This window comes from Kitasatospora sp. MAP5-34 (assembly GCF_029894335.1).
GTDB lineage: Bacteria > Actinomycetota > Actinomycetes > Streptomycetales > Streptomycetaceae > Kitasatospora.
On record NZ_JARXZC010000058.1, the window covers coordinates 1 to 19,829 of the forward strand.

The window sequence follows — 19,829 nt, forward strand, 5'->3', positions numbered from 1 at the left end:
CCGCCCGCTCCCGGACCTCAGTGGGGTATGGCTTCCTCATAACGGACTCGATCCTTCCAAGAGAAGGAGTCTCGGTCAAACCCGCAGCGGTTCAGATTCCCATGGTTCCCAACGGAACGAAGCTGCACCTGGCCTACGAGACCGGGTATGAGTTCGACGTCGAGTACATCGACCCCACCTCGATCCACTGGGTCTGCACCGCCGGCCCGGCTGCCGGCCGAAGCGAGACGGAGACGGTTCACAGCCGCGAGGTCGCGCCCGGGCTCTACTGGTACAACTGGCTGGAGCCCGCGGGAACCACCGTCAGCCAGCTCCTCGACCTGAACACCTCCCGGGTAACGGCGTTCATGACCTTCGACACCAGCGACGGCAAGAAGAGCCTCTTCCACTCCGGACCCGTGACCCGGATCTGACAGCTCACGGCCCGGAAGCCGACAGAGCAGCGGACCCCGAACGCCCGGAGAACGCGGCGACCAGCACCGGCGGGCCCCTGGGGAACCATGTTCCCGAAGGGCCCGCCAAGCCGGGCAAGCGGGCAGTCAAGGCGCCGACAAGGATGAGCCGGCGCGGCTGCTTCCCGGGCCGCCGGCTACCTGTGAGACCACGATCGCCACATGGAATCGTCGGACCCGGCGTGGTTGGGCTTCGTCCCGGTCGTTCCTGGAGGCCCTACCGTCGAGAGCATCGAACGCCGCCCCGGTTCTCGGCCTCGGTTCTGGGTCTCGTCCATCGCCGTTCGGGTGGGTTCAGCCACCTCCCCCCGGGCGGGAAAATCGCAGGTCAGAACCTGTGCGGACCCCGCTGAACAGCGCTGAGCAGAATTGGAAAGCAGATGCTGGCCGCCCTCGGCGTCGACGGCATCGACCTGCTGTCCAACAACCCGGACAAGGCCGCGCAGCCGCGCGCACCCGGTGCGCGGGTCCGAGACCGCATCCCCACCGGGGTCTTCGTCACTATCGGCAACCTGCACTACCTGCGCGCCAAGGCGGAACACACCGGCCACAGCATCGAACTCGGCAACCACGCGGACCTCCTCGCGCGGACACCTCTCGCCATCTGACACGACCTTCAGGAGCCCTCCATGTCCACCACCACCGAGCGGATGCCCGCCCTCTACCTCTCGCATGGCGCCCCACCACTGGCCGACGACCCGATCTGGCCCGGCCAGCTCGCCGCCTGGTCCGCCGACCTGCCCAAGCCCAAGGCGATCCTGATGATCTCCGCGCACTGGGAAGAGGCGCCGCTGGCCCTGGGCGCCACCACCACCCTGCCGCTCGTCTACGACTTCTGGGGCTTCCCCGAGCGCTACTACCAGGTCCGCTACCCGGCACCAGGCGCGCCCGAGCTCGCCCAGAGCGTGCGCAAACTGCTGCGGGCACCGGGAATGTCGGTACAGGACGTCCCCGACCGGGGCCTGGACCACGGGGCATACGTCCCGCTCGTGGAGATGTTCCCGGACGCCGACATCCCAGTGCTGCAGATCTCGATGCCCACCCTCGACCCGCAGCGGCTGATGGAGATCGGCCGCAGACTGGCCCTCCTGCGCGACGAGGGCGTACTGATCGTGGGCAGCGGCTTCTTCACCCACAACCTGCGCGCCCTCAACATGGACGGCCAAGTGTCATCCGTCATGACCGAGTTCGACGACTGGGGACGGCGCACACTCGCGGCCCACGACGTCGACGCCCTCCTCGACTTCGAGCACAAGGCCCCGGCCGCAAAGCTCGCCCATCCCCGAATCGAGCACTTCTCCCCGCTGTTCGTCACCCTCGGCGCCGCAACGGACGACCTGGACACCCAACGCACCATCATCGACGGCTTCTGGGCCGGACTCGCCAAACGGTCCATCCAGATCGGCTGATCCCAGCCGCCCGGGAGCGGGATGCCGAACACGCCTTCGTCACCCGGTGATGGAGCAGGCCATGGAGGCCTGGCGGCACTACGCGACCGGGCTGGCGGTGCGTGAGCGGCGAAGAGCGCCGCCGCCGATGTGTAGGCCGGGATCGCGGGCGGTCCGGACTGCTGAGACTTCGTGCCCAGCACGCCGTGGCCTGTAGGGCCGGGGCGTACCCGGATCGGCGCTCCCGCAGGTGGGGCCGTCGGGGCTCGGCAGGCGCACACTGGCAGCATGTCCCTGCCCGCAACACACCAGTGCCGCACCTGTTCGGGCGATCCCGCCCACGGAGCGACGCTGCACGAGGACCTGGTCGTCGGCGCCCCCCTCTCGATGGAAGAGCTCGACGACGCGCAGCGCCTGGAGCGGTTCGCCCTCAAGTACGCCCACGACGGTTGCCGGGTGACCGAGGTCCGCCGGGTGCCGTCCGCCAGCCTCAGCGGCTACGCGTGGGCCGTCCGCTTCGTCGAACACAGCTGAGGAGAGCCAACCGACCGTACCGGGCCGCAGGACCCCGCTCGGCACAGCCACCGAGCCCGCCGCACGACCCGGGACGACGACCGCCGACCAGAACTGGAGGGTGACGGCGCACCTGAGGTGATCACTCCGCTCGGCCGGCGCTCGATCCGGAGCCCCGCGCCGAGCCTGCTGCCCGCTGTTCATCTCGCCGGGGTGCACGGCAGAGCCCGTTGGACGCGTGTTCGCCGGATTGGGGGACGTGGGAGTGTCGGGGCGGGCTGTTGCCGGTGTGGCCTGGGAGCATGCGGGGGATCCGAAGTCCCCCGTCGATCGAAGGTTTGTCCACATGAACCGCAGTGAACTGGTGATCGCGATCGCTGAGCGCGCCGAGGTGGACCGCAAGGACGCCGATGCGGTCCTGAACGCCTTCGCCGAGATCACGAGCGAGGTCGTCGCCAAGGGGGGGCGAGAAGATCACCATCCCCGGTTTCCTCGGCTTCGAGCGGACCCTGCGCGCCGCCCGCACCGCACGCAACCCCCAGACCGGCGACCCCATCGACGGCCTGGACCAGGAGGTCTACGCACTCCTGACGGTCTATTAGGCCCTGATTCGCACCGCCGCGGACGTCGCGATCCCCACCCCGGGGCTGGACATGGACCGGATCAGCTTCAGTACCGGGATCCCGTTGCTCGGCATGCTTCGACCTGGTCGCGGGTGTCGGCGGTGACCATCTGCAGCTGACCCTGCGTGTCCCCCTTCACCGGCGCCGTACGATCACCGCGGCCGCAGCCGCGCCCACGCCGAGTGCGCCGGCAAGCGTTACGAGCACGAGGGAGAGCTGCCCGGAGGGCCGGGGACGAGCTGCCGCCTGGGTGGTTGTGCGCGCGACGGCCGCATGCGGCGGCGCGGGGACGGCCGCGCTCGGCGCAGTCGGCCCGATCGTTGCCGGGCTCGGCGAGGGCTGGGTGTTGGGGACGGCGGTGATGGCGAGGTCGCTTTCGCCGTGGCCGAGTTCGGGGAAGGCGGAGTCGACGCTCACCTTCCAGCTGCCCGGGGGCAGGGCCAGACGGGTGGTGTAGGCGGCCTCCGTGCCGGCGACTGCGAGCAGCGGCCACGGGCCGACGGTGCGTCCGTCCGAGGAGATGGCGCTGAGCGTGGCGGCGACCGGTTCGTCCACCGGGTCGCCGTCGTCGTAGCTGGCGGTGGTCTGGGTGCGACCGTCGGTGTGGGCGGTGATCGCGAAGTGGATGTTGCCGCCGTGGGCGGCGGCCGGCGTCGCGCCAGCCAGCACGGCGCAGGCCGCCAGCGCGAGGACGGCGACGGGCGGTACTACTGCTCTGTTCATGGGAACCCCAGGTAGCCGAGAGGGGGTGGGGCGGCGTGTGGGCCGCCCCACCCCCGGGAGGTGCCGGCGTGGGTCAGGAGGCCGGCTGGATGGTCCAGTTCTGGTAGGACTGGCCGTTCGGCTGCTGCAGCTCCAGCAGCCAACCGCCGTAGTACCAGCGGTTGCTGGTGCCCAGCACCAGGTTCGACCCCTTGGCGCTCAGAGTGTGGCCACTGCCGGTGTCACTCAGCTGCCAGGCCTGAGCGTCGGAGTCCCCGCACGGCTGCTGGAAGACGAACTCGCCCGCCACCAGCGTGCCGCCGACCTGCAGGCACTTGCCGGACTGCACGTTCTTGATCCGCACCAGGCCGTTGCCCGCGTCCTCGAAGTCCCACTGCTGGTTGCTGTATCCGGTGCTCTGGTAGGCGAACAGCACGTCGCCGTCGTTGCTGGAGCCGCTCCATACGGAGGCTACCTGGCCGGTGAAGCTGTTGGTCATGGTGTACGGCTTGCCCGGTGTGGTGGCGCCCTGCTCGGCGAGGGTGCGCAGCGAGGCCGACGCCCCGGGCTGCGAGACCTGGCCGTCCTGGTCGCGGACCGCGACGGCGAAGGTGTAGTCGGTGTCCGGCCGCAGCGAGACCACCCGCACCACGGTGGACGTGACGGTGCCGATGGCCTTGCCGTTCAGCAGGATCTGGTACCCGGCGGCGGAGGGGACCGCGGTCCAGCTGAGCAGCGCGGAGTTCTGGGTGACCTGGCTGATCGTCAGGTCGGGCCCGGTGCTGGGCCCACCAGTCGGCGTCGGGCTCGGGGTCGGGTCGGGGCTCTTACTCTGCGAGGGCGACGGGCTGGGCGAGGGGGTGGGGTTCGGGCCGGTGCCGCCGCCGGTGATCAGGAACTGGTTGTCCGCCACGTTCCAGTGCGTGGACAGGTAACTTCCCGGCTTGGGATTGGTGTTGAAGTAGTCGTCCTTGGTGCAGTCGAGCCGGTCCTGCTGCGCCTGGTCGGGGCAGAGGGTCTGCATCGTCGGGTAGTAGGGGGCGTCCGAGTAGCACATCAGGTCCCAGTCGACCGTGCAGTGAGCGGCCTTGCTGGAGTAGGGGGCGCTGTTGTTGACCGCGCCGAGGTTGTGCCCGAGTTCGTGCGCGGCGACGTGTGCGCTCCAGCAGGCCGAGTCGCTACGGCCGTACGAGGGACCGAAGTTGCTCAGGTTGGCCTGCTCCGGCCGCTCGTCGCCCGCGAATGTGCCGATGCCGCAGTACACGGCGGCGTCGGCGAACATCATGTACTTGCGGTCGTGCCGGTTGTAACCCAGCTGCGCCAGCGCGTCGTTGGTCGCACCGAAATCGCTCAGTGCAGAGTCCGGCAGCTGGACGTCCAGCACGTTGGCGGTGCAGTCCGCGTCGGTCACGTAGCGCACGTGCCGGTCGCCGCCGGTCTGCTGGGCGCTCGCGTCGTAGATGACGTCGACGTCGGCCGCCCACTTCTTGAAGGAGGCCAGGTACTGGGCGTAGCGGTCCTGGTCGGAGCCGTGCACGTACAGCACCTGCACCCGGTTGCCGCTGGTGCCGTCACCGTCGCAGACCACCGCGGAACCTCCGTCGGCGGGGGCGGCGGGCGCAGGCGCGCCGGCGGAGGCAGGGGAGGCGCCGGGGGCGGCGTCCAGGACGGGATCGCCGCCCTTGAGCAGGTCGGCGGCGGCGGGTGCCTGGCCGGAGCCGAGCAGCGTGGGAGCGGTGGCGGTCGCGGACACGGCCACCGGGACGGTCGCGTGGATGTCGACGCCCTGCGGGGCGGCGTCCGGCCCGTGGGTGCAAAGGTCCACCGCCGAGGTCCGGAACTCGCCCGCGCACGGGTCGGTCTTGGCCGCGATGGCCAGCCCGGTGTAGACCATGCCGCGCGCGGGGTCGGGCTTGGGCACCGCGGCCGGCGGGGTCGGCGAGACCTTGTGCTGCGGCGCGGCCGCGGGCGTCGGCACGGCCTTCCGGCCGGAGGCCGCCTGCCCGAGGGCCGAGCCCGCCGCGGCGGACCGCTCCGCCTGGGCCGCGGCGGTCGGCCTGCTCTGCTGCCCGCCCTGCGCCGCGTTGATCCCGATCACGCCGGCGACGAGGCCGGTGGCCACCGCCAGGGCTGTCAGCACCGGTATCCGACGGCCCTTGCGACGCCCGTGCGCCGCTCGCTTGCCAGTCATGTTCACTCTCCCGGTCGACAGATGAGGGGAACGCTGCCGACACTTGGGAGAACCGCCACGACGACGCGGATAACGAAAACTTGTCCGGATTCGGGATTTGTTTTGGCTGAGGTCATCGACCGGGTGGAAACACCGTGGACGCACGCTTCCATGATCACATCACCAACCAGCCGATACCACAGGCAAGTTGATGCGGTCATCAGCTATGAAGATCTTGTAAGAGCCGCTGGCTGGGTGTTGTCAGGTTGAGAGCGTGGTGGTGAACCGGGTGGTGTTCGGTGGGGTCGGGCCGGGCGCGGGTGGTGGCGGTGCCGTCGCGGGTGAGCAGGGTGGTCTCGAAGGTGCCGTAGCCCTGGGCGCCGATCAGGAACCCGCCGTCGTCGGCGATGGCCTTGTGTCCGCCGGGGGCCGGGGCGGTGACGGCGACGGTGTGCCCGGTTCCCAGGTCGAGGAGGAAGGTACGGGCCAGGCCACTGGTGTCTTCGAAGGATGCGGCCACGCGGTTGCCGGATATGAGCAGGGGCTCGTGGTGGGCGCTGCGGACCCCACGTGGTGTCCAGGGGCGCTTGGCCTGCAGCTTCCAACCGTTCTCTTCGCTCAGCTCGACCACTCCGGGATAGGACAGGTCGCCGAGCCGGATGGGTGTGGACCACAGGCGGTGGCCGGCGCTGGTGTAGCGGGCGACGTGGGGCTCGCGCAGGGGCGCTGCTCCGCGGAGCATGGGCGGGGCGGCGGTCCAGGCGATGTAGAAGCCGTCCGGGAGCAGGACGAAGGTGCCGATGTCCTCGCCGGGCTGGCATGGCGGGACGACGGTGTTCAGAGTGCGACCGGCAGCGTCGATCTCCTCCAGGACGTGCCAGGTCGCTTCAGGGTGCGCGATCCACACGTCCCGTGTTCGCTGACCCGGGACCAGGGACGGCCGGTGCCGGGGAGGTCCCGTTGCCACAGCACCTGCCCGCCCGGGTCGACGGCGGTGAGTACCGTCTTCAGCGGGTCCGATCCGTAACCGGTCACGTACAGCGGACCCGCCGGGTCGCCAGCGGCCAGGTGCCAGATCTGGCCGGGCATGGCGATACGCGATGCAGCAGTCATGATCCGAATCCTCCCCCCACCAGCAGCGGCGCGTCAGCCCGCCCCAGCACAGGAGGATTAGCGGGAACGCGCTCCTGCGGCAGAAATCCGGACGCCACTGCGCCGGTGCGTGGTGGCATGTCAGCAGTGGGCTTTGGTTTGCTCACCACAGCCAGCTGGTCGAGGAACTCCGGCCAGGGTTTCGTTTTCTCGTTCGTCGGGTCGTTGAATGCCTCGGACCGGCTCACGTGCTGGCCGTAGTGGTGGAGCGTCTTCAGCCACAGTTCGATGGAGGTGTTGGCGAACCAGGCATCGCCGTCCAGGAGTACGTAGTAGACGTGGCCGGCGCCGGGTTCGACGCCGAAGCAGTTGGGCGGAGTGCGGTGGGCGTCGCGATGGTCTGCGTGAACACCGCGCCGCCCACGGACGGATGCGGCCAGGCACCCCACGTCAGTTGCTCCCTTGTACTGTCGGTCGCACGTAACAGCGAGTTCGACACGGGGGACATGACAATGATCAGGACCGATCCGCGGACACCCGACCTCTTCATCACCCCGGTCGACGAGGTCTTCATCCGCAACCACCTTGGACCGCACCCGCGGCTGGATCCCGAGACCTGGTCGCTCACCGTCGAGGGCCTGGTGGAGCGGCCCCTGCGGCTGGACTTCCCGGCCATCCAGGGCTTGCCGCAGGTCCACTTCACCGCCGTCCACGAGTGCTTCGGCAACCCACTGCGCCCCCACGTGCCAACCCGCGCCGTCACCAACCTGGAGTGGGCCGGTATCCCGCTCGCCGCCGTACTGGAGCTCGCCGGCCTGCGCCCGCAAGCCCAGCACGTCTGGCTGGAGGGCGCCGACTCGGGCGACTTCGCGGGAGAGAGCGGCCTGAACTACCTCAAGGACCTGCCCCTCGACCAGGCGAGCGCCGATGTCGTCCTCGCGCACACCATGAACGGCGAACCGCTGCGCCCGGACCACGGCTACCCGCTGCGGGCGGTGGCGCCCCGGATGTTCGGGACCAACTCCGTCAAGTGGCTGAGCCGGATCGTGCTGGCCGCCGACCGTCCCGACCACCTCTTCACCACCCGTCTCTACACCCGCGTCCTGCCGGGCGAGAGCCAGGCCCGGCCGGTCCGCGAGAAGGACGTCAGCAGCAAGCTGCTCACCCCGGACGACGGGCGCCCCATCCCGGCCGGAAGTCGCGAACTGGCGGGCTACGCCTGGAGTTCCACCGAGGTGACGTCCGTCGAGATCGCCGTGGACGACGCCGACTGGCAGCCTGCCGTGCTGGACCGGCGTGGCCCGGACCTCGCCTGGCAGCGCTTCCGTCTACGGTACGACCTGGCCCCGGGCCCGCACCGCATCCGTTGCCGGGCCACCGACTCCGCCGGGCGCGTCCAGCCGCTCACCGGAGACCGAAACGCCGTCCACGAGATCCATGTCGTCGCCGAGACAGGCATGCGACCGGCTGAGCGGTGACAGCCCGGGCGGGTCTGCGCGAACATCGGGTCGAGGAACCGGCCGGGGTGACGGAAGCCCGCAAAGAGCCCGGTGGGCAGCCGCTGCCCACCGGGCCCCACTACGCCACGCACTCCTCGACGGCCCCCGCCCGGCGACCTCACTGAAGTGGCTGCGCACGAACCCGCCGCTCCTGATCGGCATGGGCTGTGGCGCGATCCCGATCGACCACACCGCCCTCGACGACCTGCCTCGCACCCGCACCACCGACACCTCCGCGGCCGGCTCATGGCAACCGGCTGCCCACCCCAACGCAACACCTACGCCGCGGACTTCCAGACCTGGCTCGCCACCTACCTCGACGACAGTGAACCGGCCGCCCACCGACTCGTCCTACACGAGTACGGGACCTGGCGCATCCTGCCGAGAATCCACCGGCCCCGGGACAGCCGCCCCCAGACCTACTCCACCCTGCAATACGCCAAGACCCGGATCAGGACCGCGCACCGATTCCTGACCTGGCTGGACGGCCACGACACGGCGCTGACCCGGGCTACCCAGACCGACGTCGACGACTTCGTCACCCAACACGCCCACCTGGCCGGAACGTTAGAGCCGTTCCTACGCCGGACGACCAAGACCCGCCGATCCCGCAAACTCGCCTGCCGAAAACCATCAGCCGACCAGCCCGGCGCCGCCATCACCCCCGAGGAACGATGGCACCTGCTGCGGCGCCTGCTGCACGACGAGAGCCTCGACCTGGCCGACCGCATCATGGAAGCTTCGCCATCTTCGAACGTGCTGGTCGGAGGCCCTGGCGTGACGCTCGGTCGGGGTACTCACGCTGGTCGCGGGCGGCAGTCTGCGGTCTTGATCGTCCGTCATCGGTTGACCGTGAGGTTCGTCAGGACGAGCAGGGCGCGCAGGAGGTGGGTGGCGCGGGCGGGGTCGGTGCGGAGCTTGGCCAGGATCCGCCACGCCTTCAAGTTCGCGAAGCCGTGTTCGACCATGGCGCGTGCGGCCGACAGGATGCGGTTGGCCTGCTTCTGGCCGGGCGTGAGCTTGCGGGTCCGGGTGGCTTTGTAGCCGGTGACGATGACCAGGTCATCGGGGTTCTTGGGCTTGTCGACGCCGAGGAAGCCGAGGTCGGCAAGCGCCCCGAGGCCAGCCGCCTTCAGGTGCTCGACGATGTGGTCGTGGCGGGTGGCGGTGGCGTCGTGGGTGCGCCCGGGCCGGGCGGCGGAGATCCACAGCAGGCGGCCCTTCTCGTCGGTCAGGGCGAGGAAGTGCAGGCCGTGGCGGTGGTGCTTGCCGGAGAAATTGCGACGATCGTCGGGGCCGGTGCGCCGCTGAGTGGGGATCAGGGTGCCGTCGATCAGCACGACCTCTCCGCCCCGCTCGGCTATCTTGCGCAGTGCCCGGCCTGGGCGCGGGGCCTTCGCGGCGAGCAGGCCGACCATCTCGTCGCGCCAGCGCCGCAGGGTGGACTCGGGCACCCCCGATCCGCCGGCCAGGTCGAGAAGGCGCTGGTCACGCCGCAGCAGGGCCAGCACCAGGACCGCGATCCGGCCCGGCGGCCGCGACCGGAACGGGGAACCGATCTTCTTCAAGTGGGCGCGCAGCAGGTCGGCGAGGTAGTCGATGGTGCTCGTGGACACATTCAGGCGGCACTGGTAGACAAGAGGGGCGGTGTCCTCGGTGTGCTCTTTGGTTTTCGTCACACAATCTCAACGAGCCTTGGGGGCACCGCAGTTACGCTTCCGCCCTGGGTCGGGGCAGCGGTCGGAAACAGTGCTGGTCACGGGCGCGGGGTGAAGCGTCCGTCGGGGAGTTTGCGCAGCCAGCCGCGTTCGGCGAGCTTGGTCAGCTTCCCGCGCAGGGGTTCGAGTTTGCCGCGCACCCCGGTGTCCAGCCCGAGCACCTCGCCGACCTGCCGCGTCATCACCGGCCCGCCGCCCTGTCGCACGGCAGCCATGATCCGCTGGTACTCCGGGGGCAGCGCCGACTCTGCGATGTCCGGCTCCCGGTGCGGGATCAGCAGCACCGCATGGCCTGCGACCTGCGCCGACGCTGGCGCGGTGGCTGCACGCTCCTCGGCGATCTGCGCATTCATGCGGGCCAGGACCCGTTCGGTGATGGCGAGTTCGTCACGCTCGACTCGAACATCCGTGAGTTGTTTGGTCAGTTGTTCTTCGAGTCCATCCAGTTCCGCGCGGCGCGCGGCGATCCGTCCCAGCGTCTCGGGGTCCGTCATGTACCGGATGGTAGAAGCCGGCCCGGGTACAGCGGGCGGGAACCTGGGAACGGGCCTGCCGGACGATCTACAGCCCAGACTGCCGCCCGCGACCAGCATGAGTATCCCGACCGGGCATCACGCCAGGGCCTCCGACCAGCACGTTCGAAGATGGCGAAGGCTCATGGGCGCCATCATCCTGACCTACGCGACACCGCTGACAAAGACCCTGCTCATCCGGACCGACCAGGTCACGATCTCCACCGCCGACGGCACCAACGAGCCGGAGGTTCACCTGCAGCTCGGCCCGACCGCGCTCCGTCTCCCACCCCTGCTCGACCAACTCATCGCCCGACAACTCCTGCGAAGCCGCAACGCGACGGCGATCGTCACCAACCCATGGCTCTGCCCCGGCACCAAGGCAGGCCGACCGCTCAGCACCGCCCGCGCGGCAGTGCGCCTGTGCCGGCTCGGCCTACACCCAGGGCCGGGACGGTCCCGAGCCCTACTCCACCTGGCCGCGCGCATCGAGGCCCCCTCCTCGCACAAGCCCTCGGCATCACGGCGAGCACCGCAGTTCGCTGGTCGGATCTCGCTGGCCGCACCTTCAGCGGCTATGTTGCCCGCGTGGTGGAGAGCCAGACGGTTGGACCAGCGTGATGCCGGATTGGGGCACGCCCAATGAGGACGCTGCCAAGGGGCGACGCAGTCACCACTCGAAGGTCTTCCACTCCCGACGAGGAATGAACCCCTCCGTAGTGTCCCAGCAGCGGTCTGCCCATCCCTGGGCCACCATCACAGGGCGGCTCAACACGAGGTCACCAGCCCTTTGAACCCGGAGCACCAGACCCTGATCGTCCACGACATCGTCCGGTTCTGCCGAGAACACGACATCTGGTGCCAGGGCCGCGGCTCCGCCGCCAACTCGGCGGTCTGCTACGCCCTCGGGATCACCTCCGTCGACCCCATCCACTACGGCCTGCTCTTCGAACGCTTCCTCAGCCCCGAGCGCGACGGGCCGCCGGACATTGACCTGGACATCGAGCACCGACGCCGCGAGGAGGTCATCCAGTACGTCTACGACACCTACGGCCGCGACCACGCCGCCCAGGTAGCCAACGTCATCACCTACCAGCCCAGGCTGGCCGTACGCGACGCCGCCCGGGTGCTCGGCTACGCCGCCGGCGACCTCGACCGGTTCGCCAAGGAGACCGGCTGGCACGAGATGCCGCCCGCCGAAGCCTCCGTGCCGCAGGACGTGCGCGACCTGGCGGGGCAACCGCGCGGGCTGCCCCGCCACCTCGGCATCCACTCCGGCGGGATGGTTCTCACCCGCCGCCCGATCGCCGAGACCTGCCCCACCGAGTGGGCCACCATGCCCGGTCGGAGCGTCCTCGGATGGGACAAGGACAGCGTGGCCGAAGCAGGCCTGATCAAGATCGACTTGCTGTGTCTCAGGATCTTGTCCGCCGTCCATGACGCCTGCGATCTGATCGAGCGTCACCACGGAATCCGCTACGACCTGGCCACGATCCCGCCGGACGATCCGGCCGTCTACGAGATGCTGTGCCGGGCCGACACGGTGGGCGTGTTCCAGGTCGAGAGCCGGGCCCAGGCCTCGGCCCTGCCCCGCATGAGGCCCAGGAAGTTTTACGACCTGGTGGTCCAGGTGGCCCTGATCCGGCCCGGCCCGATCCAGGGCGGCTCCGTCCACCCCTACATCCGGCGCCGCAACGGCCGCGAGGCGCCGACGATCGCGCATCCGCTGATGGAACGCGCCCTCGCTAAGACCCTCGGGGTGCCGCTGTTCCAGGAGCAGATGATGCAACTGGCCATCGACTGCGCGGGGTTCACGCCCACGGAGGCCGACAAGCTCAGGCAGGCGATGGGATCCAAGCGCTCCCACGAGCGGGTCGCCGAGCTACGGACGCGCCTGCTCGCCGGCATGGCCGAGCGCGGTATCCCGCCCGAGGTGGCCGAGGACGTATACGTGAAGATCGAGGCGTTCTCCAGCTACGGCTTCCCGGAGTCGCACGCGGCCTCGTTCGCGCTGCTGGTGTACGCGAGCGCCTGGCTCAAGCACCACTACCCGGAGGCGTTCACCTGCGCGCTGCTGGCCAACCAGCCGATGGGCTTCTACTCACCCCTGACCCTCATCCAGGACGCGAAGCGCCACGGTGTGCGCGTGCTGGCCGCCGACGTCAACCACAGCCAGGCCCAGCCCACCCTCGAATCCGCCGGCGCCGACCAGACGGCCGGGCCGGCCGTCCGCCCGGCGATCCGGCTCGGCCTTGCGGCCGGGTGAAACCGTAGACGTCCATCCCGGCCGAGCGGGCGGCGAGCACACCGTTGGGGCTGTCCTCGACTACCAGGCATCGCTCAGGGGCCACACCCAGGGTCTTCGCCGCATGCAGGAAGAGATCAGGTGCCGGCTTGCCGACACCGACGTCCTGGGCGCTGAAGATCCGGCCGTCGGCCAGGTGCTCGCGCAGGCCGGCCAGGTCGAGGGAGAGTCGGATCCATTCGTGGTTGGAGGAGGACGCGAGGCAGTACGGCAGGTCTCGCTGCTGAAGGGCCTTCAGCAGTTCTTCGGCGCCCGCCGACGCCACAAGCTCGGCCCGGAAGGCGGCGAAGACCCGCTCATGGCAGCGGGCCTCGAAGTCCTTCGGCAGCCGTCCCCGGTAGCGCTCCGTGATGACGTCGTGCACGTTGTGCCCGGCGTTCCCGAGGAAGTCCCGGTATGACTCCTCAAGAGTGGTCGGGTAGCCGAGCTCGGTCAGGTACCCGGACAACACCCGGTGGGCGATCGGCTCACTGTCCACGAGCACGCCGTCATTGTCGAATATCACCACGTCATATCGCATGCAGCGGACACTACTGGGTCCCCTGTCGGCGCAGGACTCGAACGACTTGAGGAGCTGGCCGCACGACGCGTGGCCCGGCGACCGGGTGGTCAGCCGACCGTCCTGGCGACGCAAACCTTCCGGTCTTGGTGCTCGGTCATGGTGAGGCCGCGTTTGACGGTCTTTCCGACATCGTGGCGGGGTGCGGGCCTGCGGTTCTTGGAGCCTGGCCTGTCCGCCGCCGGCCACGGGCAGCTCCAGCACCGTGCCGGCACCGTCCAGGCCACCGGACGCGGCATGGCCGCCGTCCGCCCCCGCACCGCCCACCTGCTCCTTGGCTCTGCCGTTCTTCTCCTCGGCACGACGAGCGTCGTCGTGCGTGCGGTGTCCGGCTGTCAGCCTCGCGCAGTGGTACTCAGTTGGCGCGTCGGGCGCGGCGCTTGAGGCCGAACAGGACCGCGGCGCCGGTGGCGGTCAGTGCGGCGGCGCCTGCGAGAAGGGTGCCGCTGCCGCTCCCGCCGCCGGTGGACGCGAGCGAGGCCTGGCTGGTGGTCGGGTTCGGCGTTGCGGTGGTGGCGGCCTGGGCGTTCGTCGCGGGCGGGGGAGTCGACGGGGCGGCGGGGGCGGCGGGGGCGGAGGTGTGCGTCGTCGGGGCGGGAGTCGTGTCGCGGGTGGCGGTGGGCTGGGGGGTCGGGGAGGAGGGCTTGGCGGGGATGCGGTCCGTCAGGTTGAGCGGGTTGCCGGTCAGGCCGGTCTGCCCGTCCGCGGCACCGCCGGTGCTGACCAGGAAGTCGTTGGTGACCTGCTCGGCGACCGCGGTGGCGGTGGTGATCCGCAGGTCGTAGCTGACCGTCCGGCCGTCCGCCAGCGGGGCGTCGAGGGCGGCGGAGTCGACGAACACGGTCGGGTCGCAGCCGAGCCGCATCGCAAGAGTGGTCGCGGTGCCGTCGTGCACCCACTGGATGGCGGTGTTGGCCCCGTTCATGACGCCCAGGGTGGTGAAGAACGACGGGACGAGTGTCACGTGCTGGTAGGCCGCGCCGGTGTGGTTGGTCGCGGTGGACCGGACCTCGAAGGTGGTCTCGCCCTTCGCGCTCGTCACCTTGACCAGGCTGGTGTTGAGCGTAGGTGCACCGTGGTGGGCAGGTCCGCCGGCGACCGGCGTCTCCCCGGGCAGCTTCACCGAGCCGTGCATGCAGGGGAGCACGGTGTGGGTGCTGTCGGCCCACGCGGGGAGGGCGGCCACCCCGGTCGCGGCGAGCATCAGGGCGGCCATGGCGGCGGCCTTCTTCGCGGAGGCGGTCAGGGCAGGGCGCTGGCTGGTCATGATGGGGTCCCCCGAGGACATCGACGTGTGGCAGGTGTGGTGGGTCTGGCGTCGTGTCCCTGGCTGTTTCTTAGGGCCGGTCCCGTCGCTCAGGAGCAATGCTTCCAGCCGGTCTTCCGCTGGTCGTACGACTACTGTCACACCCGCGTCACAGACGTCCCTGACGCCACGGGTGCTGCCCGGCACTGAAGACCGAAGATGCCGACAAGACCGGCGTTCAAGCTGCCGACGCTCCGAGGTGAGAACGCCCGTCGGAGGTGTGTCCCGGCGGGCGTTCGGCAGCGAGGCGCGCAGCGTTCCGGTCCCCGCCGACGGCTCCTCACCCCGCGTCCGGTACTCCGCCGAACGTTCGACCAGGCGGCACAGAGACCGCCGGCGCCGAGCCCGCCGGGACGGCGCCCGAGGCGAGGAGCAGCCTCGTCCTGCCGGGTCTTCACGCCGCTGACGCGGTCTCAAGGTCGTCGTCCCGGGGGCCGTCCCAGGGCATGACCAGCGAGGCGTCACCGTCCGGGCTCAAGGCGACGCGCACGTCGAGGCTGTCGGCGTGGGCCCGCCAGCCGTGCATCCCCGCGTCGTAGTCGGCACTGATCAGCGCGGCGCGTACCCGGGCCGGACGGCGCGGCGCCACGCTCTCGTCCCAGTCCAGGACGTCCAGGACCGCGCACCCGTCCAGCACCGCCCACCCCGGGGCGGCGACCTGGCGCGCCCAGCCGCTCCGGACCGAGAGCTGGACGATGGGCGGGTGACCGTACTCGACCTTCAGCGTGAAGAACATGCCCGGGGTGCCTGTCGGGCTCGGAAAGTCATCGCTACAGGTGAGAGCGGTAGGGAAATCCCGGCTGGCACCATGTCCGGGTGATCGTCTCGCTGCTGTACAAGGTGGTCCGCAAGCTGGTGTCCGTCCCCGGGGTGCTGCTGCGCCGCGACTCGACGAAGGACGCCGAGTTGCTCGCGCTCCGGCACGAGAACGCGGTGCTGCGCCGTCAGATCGCCGGCCCGGTCCGCTACGAGCCGGCGGACCGGTTCTGGCTGTCGGCGCTGTCGGGACTGATACCCCGTCACCGCTGGCGCGGGGTCTTTCCGGTCGCTCCTGGCACGTTGCTGGGCTGGCATCGCAGGTTCGTCGCGGCGAAGTGGGACTTGTGGGGCTCGGAAAGTCATCGCTGCTGGTCAAGCTGCGTATCGGTACTCGTTGATGACGCCGCCGAGGACGCGGGTGCGCAGGAGTCTGCGGCCTTCGGGGTCGTGTGCGGTGGTGGGCTGCTCGTGGGCGCCGGGTGGTAGTTGGTCGCGGGCGCGGTGCGGGCGGTGTTCGTTGTAGTGCCGCTGGTAGGCGGCCAGGACGTGGCGGGCGTGGGCCTGGTTCATGATGAGGACATGGTCCAGGACCTCACGCCGGATACTGCCGACAACCCGCTCGCAGTGGGCGTTCATCCGGGGAGCTCGCGGCGCACTTTTCAGGATGTCCATCTCCTCGGCCTCGAAGACAGCGTCGAAGGACTGCCCGTACTTGCCGTCACGGCCACGTAGCACGAAGCGCAAGGCCTCCATGCGCCTGCCCAGGTCGGCGGGCACGTTCCGGGCCTGCCGCACCGCCCACTCCCGGGTGGGACGGGCGGTCACGCCGGCGATGTGCAGGCTCCTGCGTACCAGCGTTCGCGGCCGCGGAGCCGGAAAATCCGACAACCCCTCGTGAGGCCCTTCTCCTGTCTGCCGTTGGTTGGTGTGGGTGGTGGGTAGGGCGGGCGGGACGGCACAGTGGGGTTCCGTGGTGCCTGCGGCGGGCCGGTGGGTTCCTGCACCGTCGTCAGTGTCCGGGCCGTCCTGTCCGGGATCTCGAGCCCGGACTCGTCCTCCAGCGCCATGACGAGTCCGACGATGTCCAGCCAGGCCGCCCCCAAGCCATGGACGAACGACGCTCAGGCGCGTACTTCCTCTTCCCTGACGCCCAACTGCTCCATGACCATCTTCCTGACCCTGGTGCTCGCCCGGCCGTCGTCCGCGTCGGCCGGAGACCAGGGCCTCACGGCCGCCGGCCTGCCACGCCGCCCACCAATCGGCGACCGACTCGGCGCTCACGCCCAGGAGTGCGGCCACCTCGCGCCGGTCCAGCCCCGCTCGAACGGCTGCCACGGCTCGTATCCGCAAGGCCTCCTACGCGTCGGGCGACAACCGCCGCGCGTCCCCAGCCAGATCCGTCACGCCCGGACCAACGAGCTCGGAAACCTTACGGTTTCGGGTCAATTCGACCGGACCGCGACCCGACCGTCCCGCGCTGGCGCCGCGACGTACGTGCCAGCGAGCTCACCGAGGCCGCCGCCGAGACCCTCGCCGCCGAGCTCGCCGCCGCCCAGGAGAAGCAGGCCGCCCATGCCGTCGATACCAAGACCGACGCCGTCCTCACGGCCTCAGCCGGGCTCTACAACCTCACCGAACCGACCACCAGGGCGCCGCCGAGCTCCCCCGGTTCGACCACGCCACATCACCCAGCTCGCTAACCGGCTGGAGTCAAGACGCTGCTATTTGTGCACGGCGGCGGCGAGAACGCGAAGTCATGGGCACCGTGACGCCGCGCTAGCGTGGGGCGATGCACACCGCCTCATCATCCCTGCTGCTGGCGCTCCGGCCCCAGACCCAAGAACGCCTCTACGACTTCTACGACGAACTGCGGAGTACCGACGACCTTTTCTGGGACCGTCGTCTGGATGCCTGGATCGCGACCAGCCACGCCGTGGTCAGCAGCGCCGCCAGTGACCCGCGGCTGTCCTCGGTGCGCTACCCCGACATAGAGGCCGTCTCCGAAGAACTCCGGCCGCTTGCCCGCGTCATGAGCCGGCAGATGCTCTACAGCGACGCCCCCGACCACTCCCGGCTACGCGCCCCGCTCAGCAAGGCCTTCAACCCACGGGCAGTGGCGATGCTCCGCGCCCGGATCTCCGAGGCTGTCGACCAGATCATCACGAAGGCTGCGCCGACCGGGCGGATGGACATCGTCGCGGACCTCGCCCGCCCCCTGCCCCTGACCATCATCTGCGACCTCCTCGATGTGCCGGAAGAGGACCGGCCCGCCCTGGCCTCCTGGTCCGGCCCCATCGCCGCAGCCATCGGCAGCTCCCGCCTCGACGCCGACCAAAACCGCGCCGCCACCCAGAGCATGCAAAGCACACTCGCCTACCTCCGCGAACTCCTCACCCGCGACGACCTCCCGCCCGCCCCCCACACCCTGCGCGCACTCCTGGCCACACCCGCCCGAACCACCCACCAGGACACCGACGAACTCCTCGCCAACTGCGCCCTCCTCCTGATCGCCGGCCACGAAACCACCACACACCTCATAGGCAACGCCGCGCTCACCCTGCTCCGCCACCCCCACGCAGCCGACCAACTGCGCCGCCAGCCCGACCTGATGCCCGCCGCCGTCGAGGAACTCCTGCGCTACGACAGCCCGGTGCAGTTGATGCTGCGCCGGGCGCGGTACGACATGGATCTGGCCGGCCGTACCATCGCCGCCGGGCAGGTGGTGCTCCTCGTGTGCGGGGCGGCGAACCGGGACCCGGCCGTCTTCCCTGACCCTGGTGCGCTGGACTTCCAACGGCCCGGCGGGCGGCACGTCGCCTTCGGGCACGGGCCGCACTTCTGCCTTGGCGCGGCGCTGGCCCGCATGGAGGGCGCGGTCGTCCTGGAAGCACTCCTCACCAGACTTCCCGACCTGCGGCTGGACGGTACGCCGCCGCAGTGGCTGCCCGGCCTCAACTTCCGCGGGCTGAACCGCCTGGACGTCGCCTTCACCCCGCCGTCAGGCGGTCAGGACAGCGACACGCGGGCCGTGCCGGTCGACGGATTCCCACGCGGCCTCGCCCGCGCGTCGGATGTCGGCACCTGCCCCGCTCGGCCGCAGCCGGACGGTATCGCGGGCGCTTGATGGTTGCTGCACAACCCTGTCGGGCTCGGAAAGTCATCGCTGCAGGTGGCAGCAGTAGAACGACCTCGGCTGGCACCATGTGGGCGTGATCGTCTCGCTGCTGTACAAGGTGGCCCGCAAGTTGCTGTCCGTTCCTGGGGCGCTGCTGCGCCGCGAGACGGCGAAGGACGCGGAGCTGCTGGTGCTCCGGCATGAGAACGCGGTGCTGCGCTGTCAGATCGTCGGCCCGGTCCGTTATGAGCCGACGGACCGGCTCTGGCTGGCGGCGCTGTCCAGCCTGATACCCCGTCACCGCTGGCGGGCGGTTTTCCCGGTCGCCCCTGGCACGTTGCTGGCCTGGCATCGCCGGTTCATCGCGGCGAAGTGGGACCACGGTGCGCGGCCCACCCGGACCGGGCGACCACCGACCAGAGCGGCGCTCAAGAACCTCGTGCTACGCCTGGCTCGGGAGAACGCGGGGTGGGGCCACAGGCGGATCCAGGGCGAGCTGGCCCGGCTTGGGCACCCGATCGCCGCATCCACGGTGTGGGAGATCCTCCGCGCGGCGGGTATCGACCTGGCTCCGCGCCGCACCGGCCCGCCCTGGCGGGAGTTCCTCACGAACCAGGCCGAGGGCATCCTCGCGGTGGACTCTTCCATCTCGACACCGTGCTCGGCCACCGGCTGTACGTGCTGGTGTTCCTCGAGCACGGCACCCGGCGCCTGCACATCGCCGGTGTGACCGCCCGTCCCACCCGGGAGTGGGCGGTGCGGCAGGGCCCGTGAACGGGTGATCGGCAGCATCCGGCGCGAGGCCCTGGACCATGTCCTCATCATGAACGAGGCCCACGCCCGCCACGTCCTGGCCGCCTACCAGCGGCACTACAACGAGCACCGGCCGCACCGGGCCCGCGACCAGCTACCGCCCGGTCTCCACGAGCAGCCCACCACCGCACACGACCCCCAAGACCGCAGACTCCTGCGCACCCGCGTCCTCGGCGGCGTCACCAACGAGTACCGATACGCAGCTTGACCAGCGATGACGGATCAGTCGGCTGGTCACCGTTCTCTTCAGGACCGTTCATGACACGCACCCCTCTCCTGCATATATCCCGAGACGGCCGACGA

The 19,829-nt window shown here is 70.1% G+C and carries 20 protein-coding genes and 4 pseudogenes; 11 read left to right on the forward strand and 13 right to left on the reverse strand.

Annotated elements, in window-relative coordinates; genetic code table 11:
* From P3T29_RS30475 to P3T29_RS30495, 5 genes and pseudogenes are all read left to right on the forward strand, one after another.
* A partial coding sequence (locus P3T29_RS30475; RefSeq protein ID WP_280719919.1) for a phenolic acid decarboxylase occupies nucleotides 1–413 on the forward strand: 413 nt, incomplete at its 5' end.
* 407 nt (nucleotides 414–820) lie between these two features.
* The gene (locus P3T29_RS30480; RefSeq protein WP_348532877.1) at nucleotides 821–1,060 is read left to right on the forward strand and encodes a hypothetical protein; all 240 of its coding nucleotides are present in this window, start codon (nucleotides 821–823) and stop codon (nucleotides 1,058–1,060) included.
* 21 nt (nucleotides 1,061–1,081) lie between these two features.
* Entirely contained in the window at nucleotides 1,082–1,861 is a 780-nt protein-coding gene (locus tag P3T29_RS30485; protein WP_280719920.1) for a class III extradiol ring-cleavage dioxygenase, read from the forward strand.
* A gap of 267 nt (nucleotides 1,862–2,128) precedes the next feature.
* Nucleotides 2,129–2,374: a hypothetical protein gene (locus tag P3T29_RS30490; RefSeq protein WP_280719921.1), complete on the forward strand. Its 246-nt coding sequence runs from the start codon at nucleotides 2,129–2,131 to the stop codon at nucleotides 2,372–2,374.
* A 325-nt stretch (nucleotides 2,375–2,699) separates the two neighbouring features.
* Nucleotides 2,700–2,913 (forward strand): annotated as a pseudogene (locus tag P3T29_RS30495) (HU family DNA-binding protein); the annotation flags it as partial.
* 198 nt (nucleotides 2,914–3,111) lie between these two features.
* Here P3T29_RS30495 and P3T29_RS30500 read toward each other — a convergent pair.
* The 5 genes from P3T29_RS30500 to P3T29_RS30520 all read right to left on the reverse strand — a co-directional run bounded on the left by P3T29_RS30500 (nucleotide 3,112) and on the right by P3T29_RS30520 (nucleotide 7,389).
* Complete coding sequence (locus P3T29_RS30500) at nucleotides 3,112–3,699, reverse strand: hypothetical protein (RefSeq protein ID WP_280719922.1); 588 nt, start codon at nucleotides 3,697–3,699, stop codon at nucleotides 3,112–3,114.
* Nucleotides 3,700–3,772: 73 nt separating this feature from the next.
* Entirely contained in the window at nucleotides 3,773–5,869 is a 2,097-nt protein-coding gene (locus tag P3T29_RS30505) for an RICIN domain-containing protein (protein WP_280719923.1), read from the reverse strand.
* Between the two features lie 199 nt (nucleotides 5,870–6,068).
* On the reverse strand, nucleotides 6,069–6,755 hold the full coding sequence (locus P3T29_RS30510; RefSeq protein ID WP_280719924.1) for a hypothetical protein: 687 nt from the start codon (nucleotides 6,753–6,755) through the stop codon (nucleotides 6,069–6,071).
* The gene (locus P3T29_RS30515) at nucleotides 6,686–6,961 is read right to left on the reverse strand and encodes a hypothetical protein (protein WP_280719925.1); all 276 of its coding nucleotides are present in this window, start codon (nucleotides 6,959–6,961) and stop codon (nucleotides 6,686–6,688) included. Before P3T29_RS30515 ends, P3T29_RS30510 begins: the two co-directional genes overlap by 70 nt.
* Complete coding sequence (locus tag P3T29_RS30520) at nucleotides 6,958–7,389, reverse strand: hypothetical protein (RefSeq protein ID WP_280719926.1); 432 nt, start codon at nucleotides 7,387–7,389, stop codon at nucleotides 6,958–6,960. Before P3T29_RS30520 ends, P3T29_RS30515 begins: the two co-directional genes overlap by 4 nt.
* A gap of 63 nt (nucleotides 7,390–7,452) precedes the next feature.
* Here P3T29_RS30520 and P3T29_RS30525 point away from each other — a divergent pair, with 63 nt between their 5' ends.
* Nucleotides 7,453–8,418: a molybdopterin-dependent oxidoreductase gene (locus P3T29_RS30525; protein ID WP_280719927.1), complete on the forward strand. Its 966-nt coding sequence runs from the start codon at nucleotides 7,453–7,455 to the stop codon at nucleotides 8,416–8,418.
* A gap of 654 nt (nucleotides 8,419–9,072) precedes the next feature.
* On the opposite strand, the gene P3T29_RS30530 is transcribed toward P3T29_RS30525, so the two are convergent.
* The 3 genes from P3T29_RS30530 to P3T29_RS30540 form a co-directional block, all read right to left on the reverse strand.
* Nucleotides 9,073–9,282, reverse strand: a complete 210-nt coding sequence (locus P3T29_RS30530) for a hypothetical protein (protein ID WP_280719928.1) — start codon at nucleotides 9,280–9,282, stop codon at nucleotides 9,073–9,075.
* Entirely contained in the window at nucleotides 9,279–10,118 is an 840-nt protein-coding gene (locus P3T29_RS30535; RefSeq protein WP_280719929.1) for a transposase family protein, read from the reverse strand. Before P3T29_RS30535 ends, P3T29_RS30530 begins: the two co-directional genes overlap by 4 nt.
* A gap of 77 nt (nucleotides 10,119–10,195) precedes the next feature.
* Nucleotides 10,196–10,651 (reverse strand): hypothetical protein, encoded by a 456-nt coding sequence (locus tag P3T29_RS30540; protein ID WP_280719930.1) that lies wholly within the window; start codon nucleotides 10,649–10,651, stop codon nucleotides 10,196–10,198.
* A gap of 163 nt (nucleotides 10,652–10,814) precedes the next feature.
* Between P3T29_RS30540 and P3T29_RS30545 the strand changes: the two genes are divergently transcribed.
* Nucleotides 10,815–11,315, forward strand: a complete 501-nt coding sequence (locus P3T29_RS30545) for a hypothetical protein (RefSeq protein WP_280719931.1) — start codon at nucleotides 10,815–10,817, stop codon at nucleotides 11,313–11,315.
* A 144-nt stretch (nucleotides 11,316–11,459) separates the two neighbouring features.
* Nucleotides 11,460–12,935, forward strand: coding sequence for a hypothetical protein (locus tag P3T29_RS30550; protein WP_280719932.1), 1,476 nt, complete (start codon nucleotides 11,460–11,462; stop codon nucleotides 12,933–12,935).
* On the opposite strand, the gene P3T29_RS30555 is transcribed toward P3T29_RS30550, so the two are convergent.
* The 3 genes from P3T29_RS30555 to P3T29_RS30565 all read right to left on the reverse strand — a co-directional run bounded on the left by P3T29_RS30555 (nucleotide 12,832) and on the right by P3T29_RS30565 (nucleotide 15,575).
* Nucleotides 12,832–13,494: an HAD family hydrolase gene (locus P3T29_RS30555; protein ID WP_280719933.1), complete on the reverse strand. Its 663-nt coding sequence runs from the start codon at nucleotides 13,492–13,494 to the stop codon at nucleotides 12,832–12,834. The genes P3T29_RS30550 and P3T29_RS30555 overlap by 104 nt on opposite strands.
* A gap of 394 nt (nucleotides 13,495–13,888) precedes the next feature.
* Complete coding sequence (locus tag P3T29_RS30560) at nucleotides 13,889–14,800, reverse strand: hypothetical protein (protein WP_280719934.1); 912 nt, start codon at nucleotides 14,798–14,800, stop codon at nucleotides 13,889–13,891.
* A 433-nt stretch (nucleotides 14,801–15,233) separates the two neighbouring features.
* On the reverse strand, nucleotides 15,234–15,575 hold the full coding sequence (locus tag P3T29_RS30565) for a hypothetical protein (protein ID WP_280719935.1): 342 nt from the start codon (nucleotides 15,573–15,575) through the stop codon (nucleotides 15,234–15,236).
* Between the two features lie 80 nt (nucleotides 15,576–15,655).
* Here P3T29_RS30565 and P3T29_RS30570 point away from each other — a divergent pair.
* Nucleotides 15,656–15,940: pseudogene (locus tag P3T29_RS30570) on the forward strand (integrase); the annotation flags it as partial.
* Between the two features lie 30 nt (nucleotides 15,941–15,970).
* Here P3T29_RS30570 and P3T29_RS30575 read toward each other — a convergent pair.
* On the reverse strand, nucleotides 15,971–16,423 hold the full coding sequence (locus P3T29_RS30575; protein WP_348532876.1) for an integrase core domain-containing protein: 453 nt from the start codon (nucleotides 16,421–16,423) through the stop codon (nucleotides 15,971–15,973).
* Nucleotides 16,424–16,596: 173 nt separating this feature from the next.
* Nucleotides 16,597–16,767: pseudogene (locus tag P3T29_RS30580) on the reverse strand (acyl carrier protein); the annotation flags it as partial.
* 620 nt (nucleotides 16,768–17,387) lie between these two features.
* On the opposite strand from P3T29_RS30580, the gene P3T29_RS30585 reads away from it, so the two are divergent.
* Both P3T29_RS30585 and P3T29_RS30590 read left to right on the forward strand, forming a co-directional pair.
* Nucleotides 17,388–18,722 (forward strand): cytochrome P450, encoded by a 1,335-nt coding sequence (locus P3T29_RS30585; protein ID WP_280719936.1) that lies wholly within the window; start codon nucleotides 17,388–17,390, stop codon nucleotides 18,720–18,722.
* Between the two features lie 85 nt (nucleotides 18,723–18,807).
* Nucleotides 18,808–19,734, forward strand: a pseudogene (locus P3T29_RS30590) (integrase core domain-containing protein).
* The last annotated feature ends 95 nt before the right edge of the window (nucleotides 19,735–19,829 follow it).

Excerpts from the sequence above, each read along its gene's own strand:
- P3T29_RS30485 (WP_280719920.1), top strand. The coding sequence starts at position 1,082 with ATGTCCACCACCACCGAGCGGATGCCCGCCCTCTACCTCTCGCATGGC.
- P3T29_RS30490 (WP_280719921.1), top strand. The coding sequence starts at position 2,129 with ATGTCCCTGCCCGCAACACACCAGTGCCGCACCTGTTCGGGCGATCCC.
- P3T29_RS30500 (WP_280719922.1), bottom strand. The coding sequence starts at position 3,699 with ATGAACAGAGCAGTAGTACCGCCCGTCGCCGTCCTCGCGCTGGCGGCC.
- P3T29_RS30505 (WP_280719923.1), bottom strand. The coding sequence starts at position 5,869 with ATGACTGGCAAGCGAGCGGCGCACGGGCGTCGCAAGGGCCGTCGGATA.
- P3T29_RS30515 (WP_280719925.1), bottom strand. The coding sequence starts at position 6,961 with ATGACTGCTGCATCGCGTATCGCCATGCCCGGCCAGATCTGGCACCTG.
- P3T29_RS30525 (WP_280719927.1), top strand. The coding sequence starts at position 7,453 with ATGATCAGGACCGATCCGCGGACACCCGACCTCTTCATCACCCCGGTC.
- P3T29_RS30530 (WP_280719928.1), bottom strand. The coding sequence starts at position 9,282 with ATGACGGACGATCAAGACCGCAGACTGCCGCCCGCGACCAGCGTGAGT.
- P3T29_RS30540 (WP_280719930.1), bottom strand. The coding sequence starts at position 10,651 with ATGACGGACCCCGAGACGCTGGGACGGATCGCCGCGCGCCGCGCGGAA.
- P3T29_RS30545 (WP_280719931.1), top strand. The coding sequence starts at position 10,815 with ATGGGCGCCATCATCCTGACCTACGCGACACCGCTGACAAAGACCCTG.
- P3T29_RS30555 (WP_280719933.1), bottom strand. The coding sequence starts at position 13,494 with ATGCGATATGACGTGGTGATATTCGACAATGACGGCGTGCTCGTGGAC.
- P3T29_RS30560 (WP_280719934.1), bottom strand. The coding sequence starts at position 14,800 with ATGACCAGCCAGCGCCCTGCCCTGACCGCCTCCGCGAAGAAGGCCGCC.
- P3T29_RS30565 (WP_280719935.1), bottom strand. The coding sequence starts at position 15,575 with ATGTTCTTCACGCTGAAGGTCGAGTACGGTCACCCGCCCATCGTCCAG.
- P3T29_RS30585 (WP_280719936.1), top strand. The coding sequence starts at position 17,388 with ATGCACACCGCCTCATCATCCCTGCTGCTGGCGCTCCGGCCCCAGACC.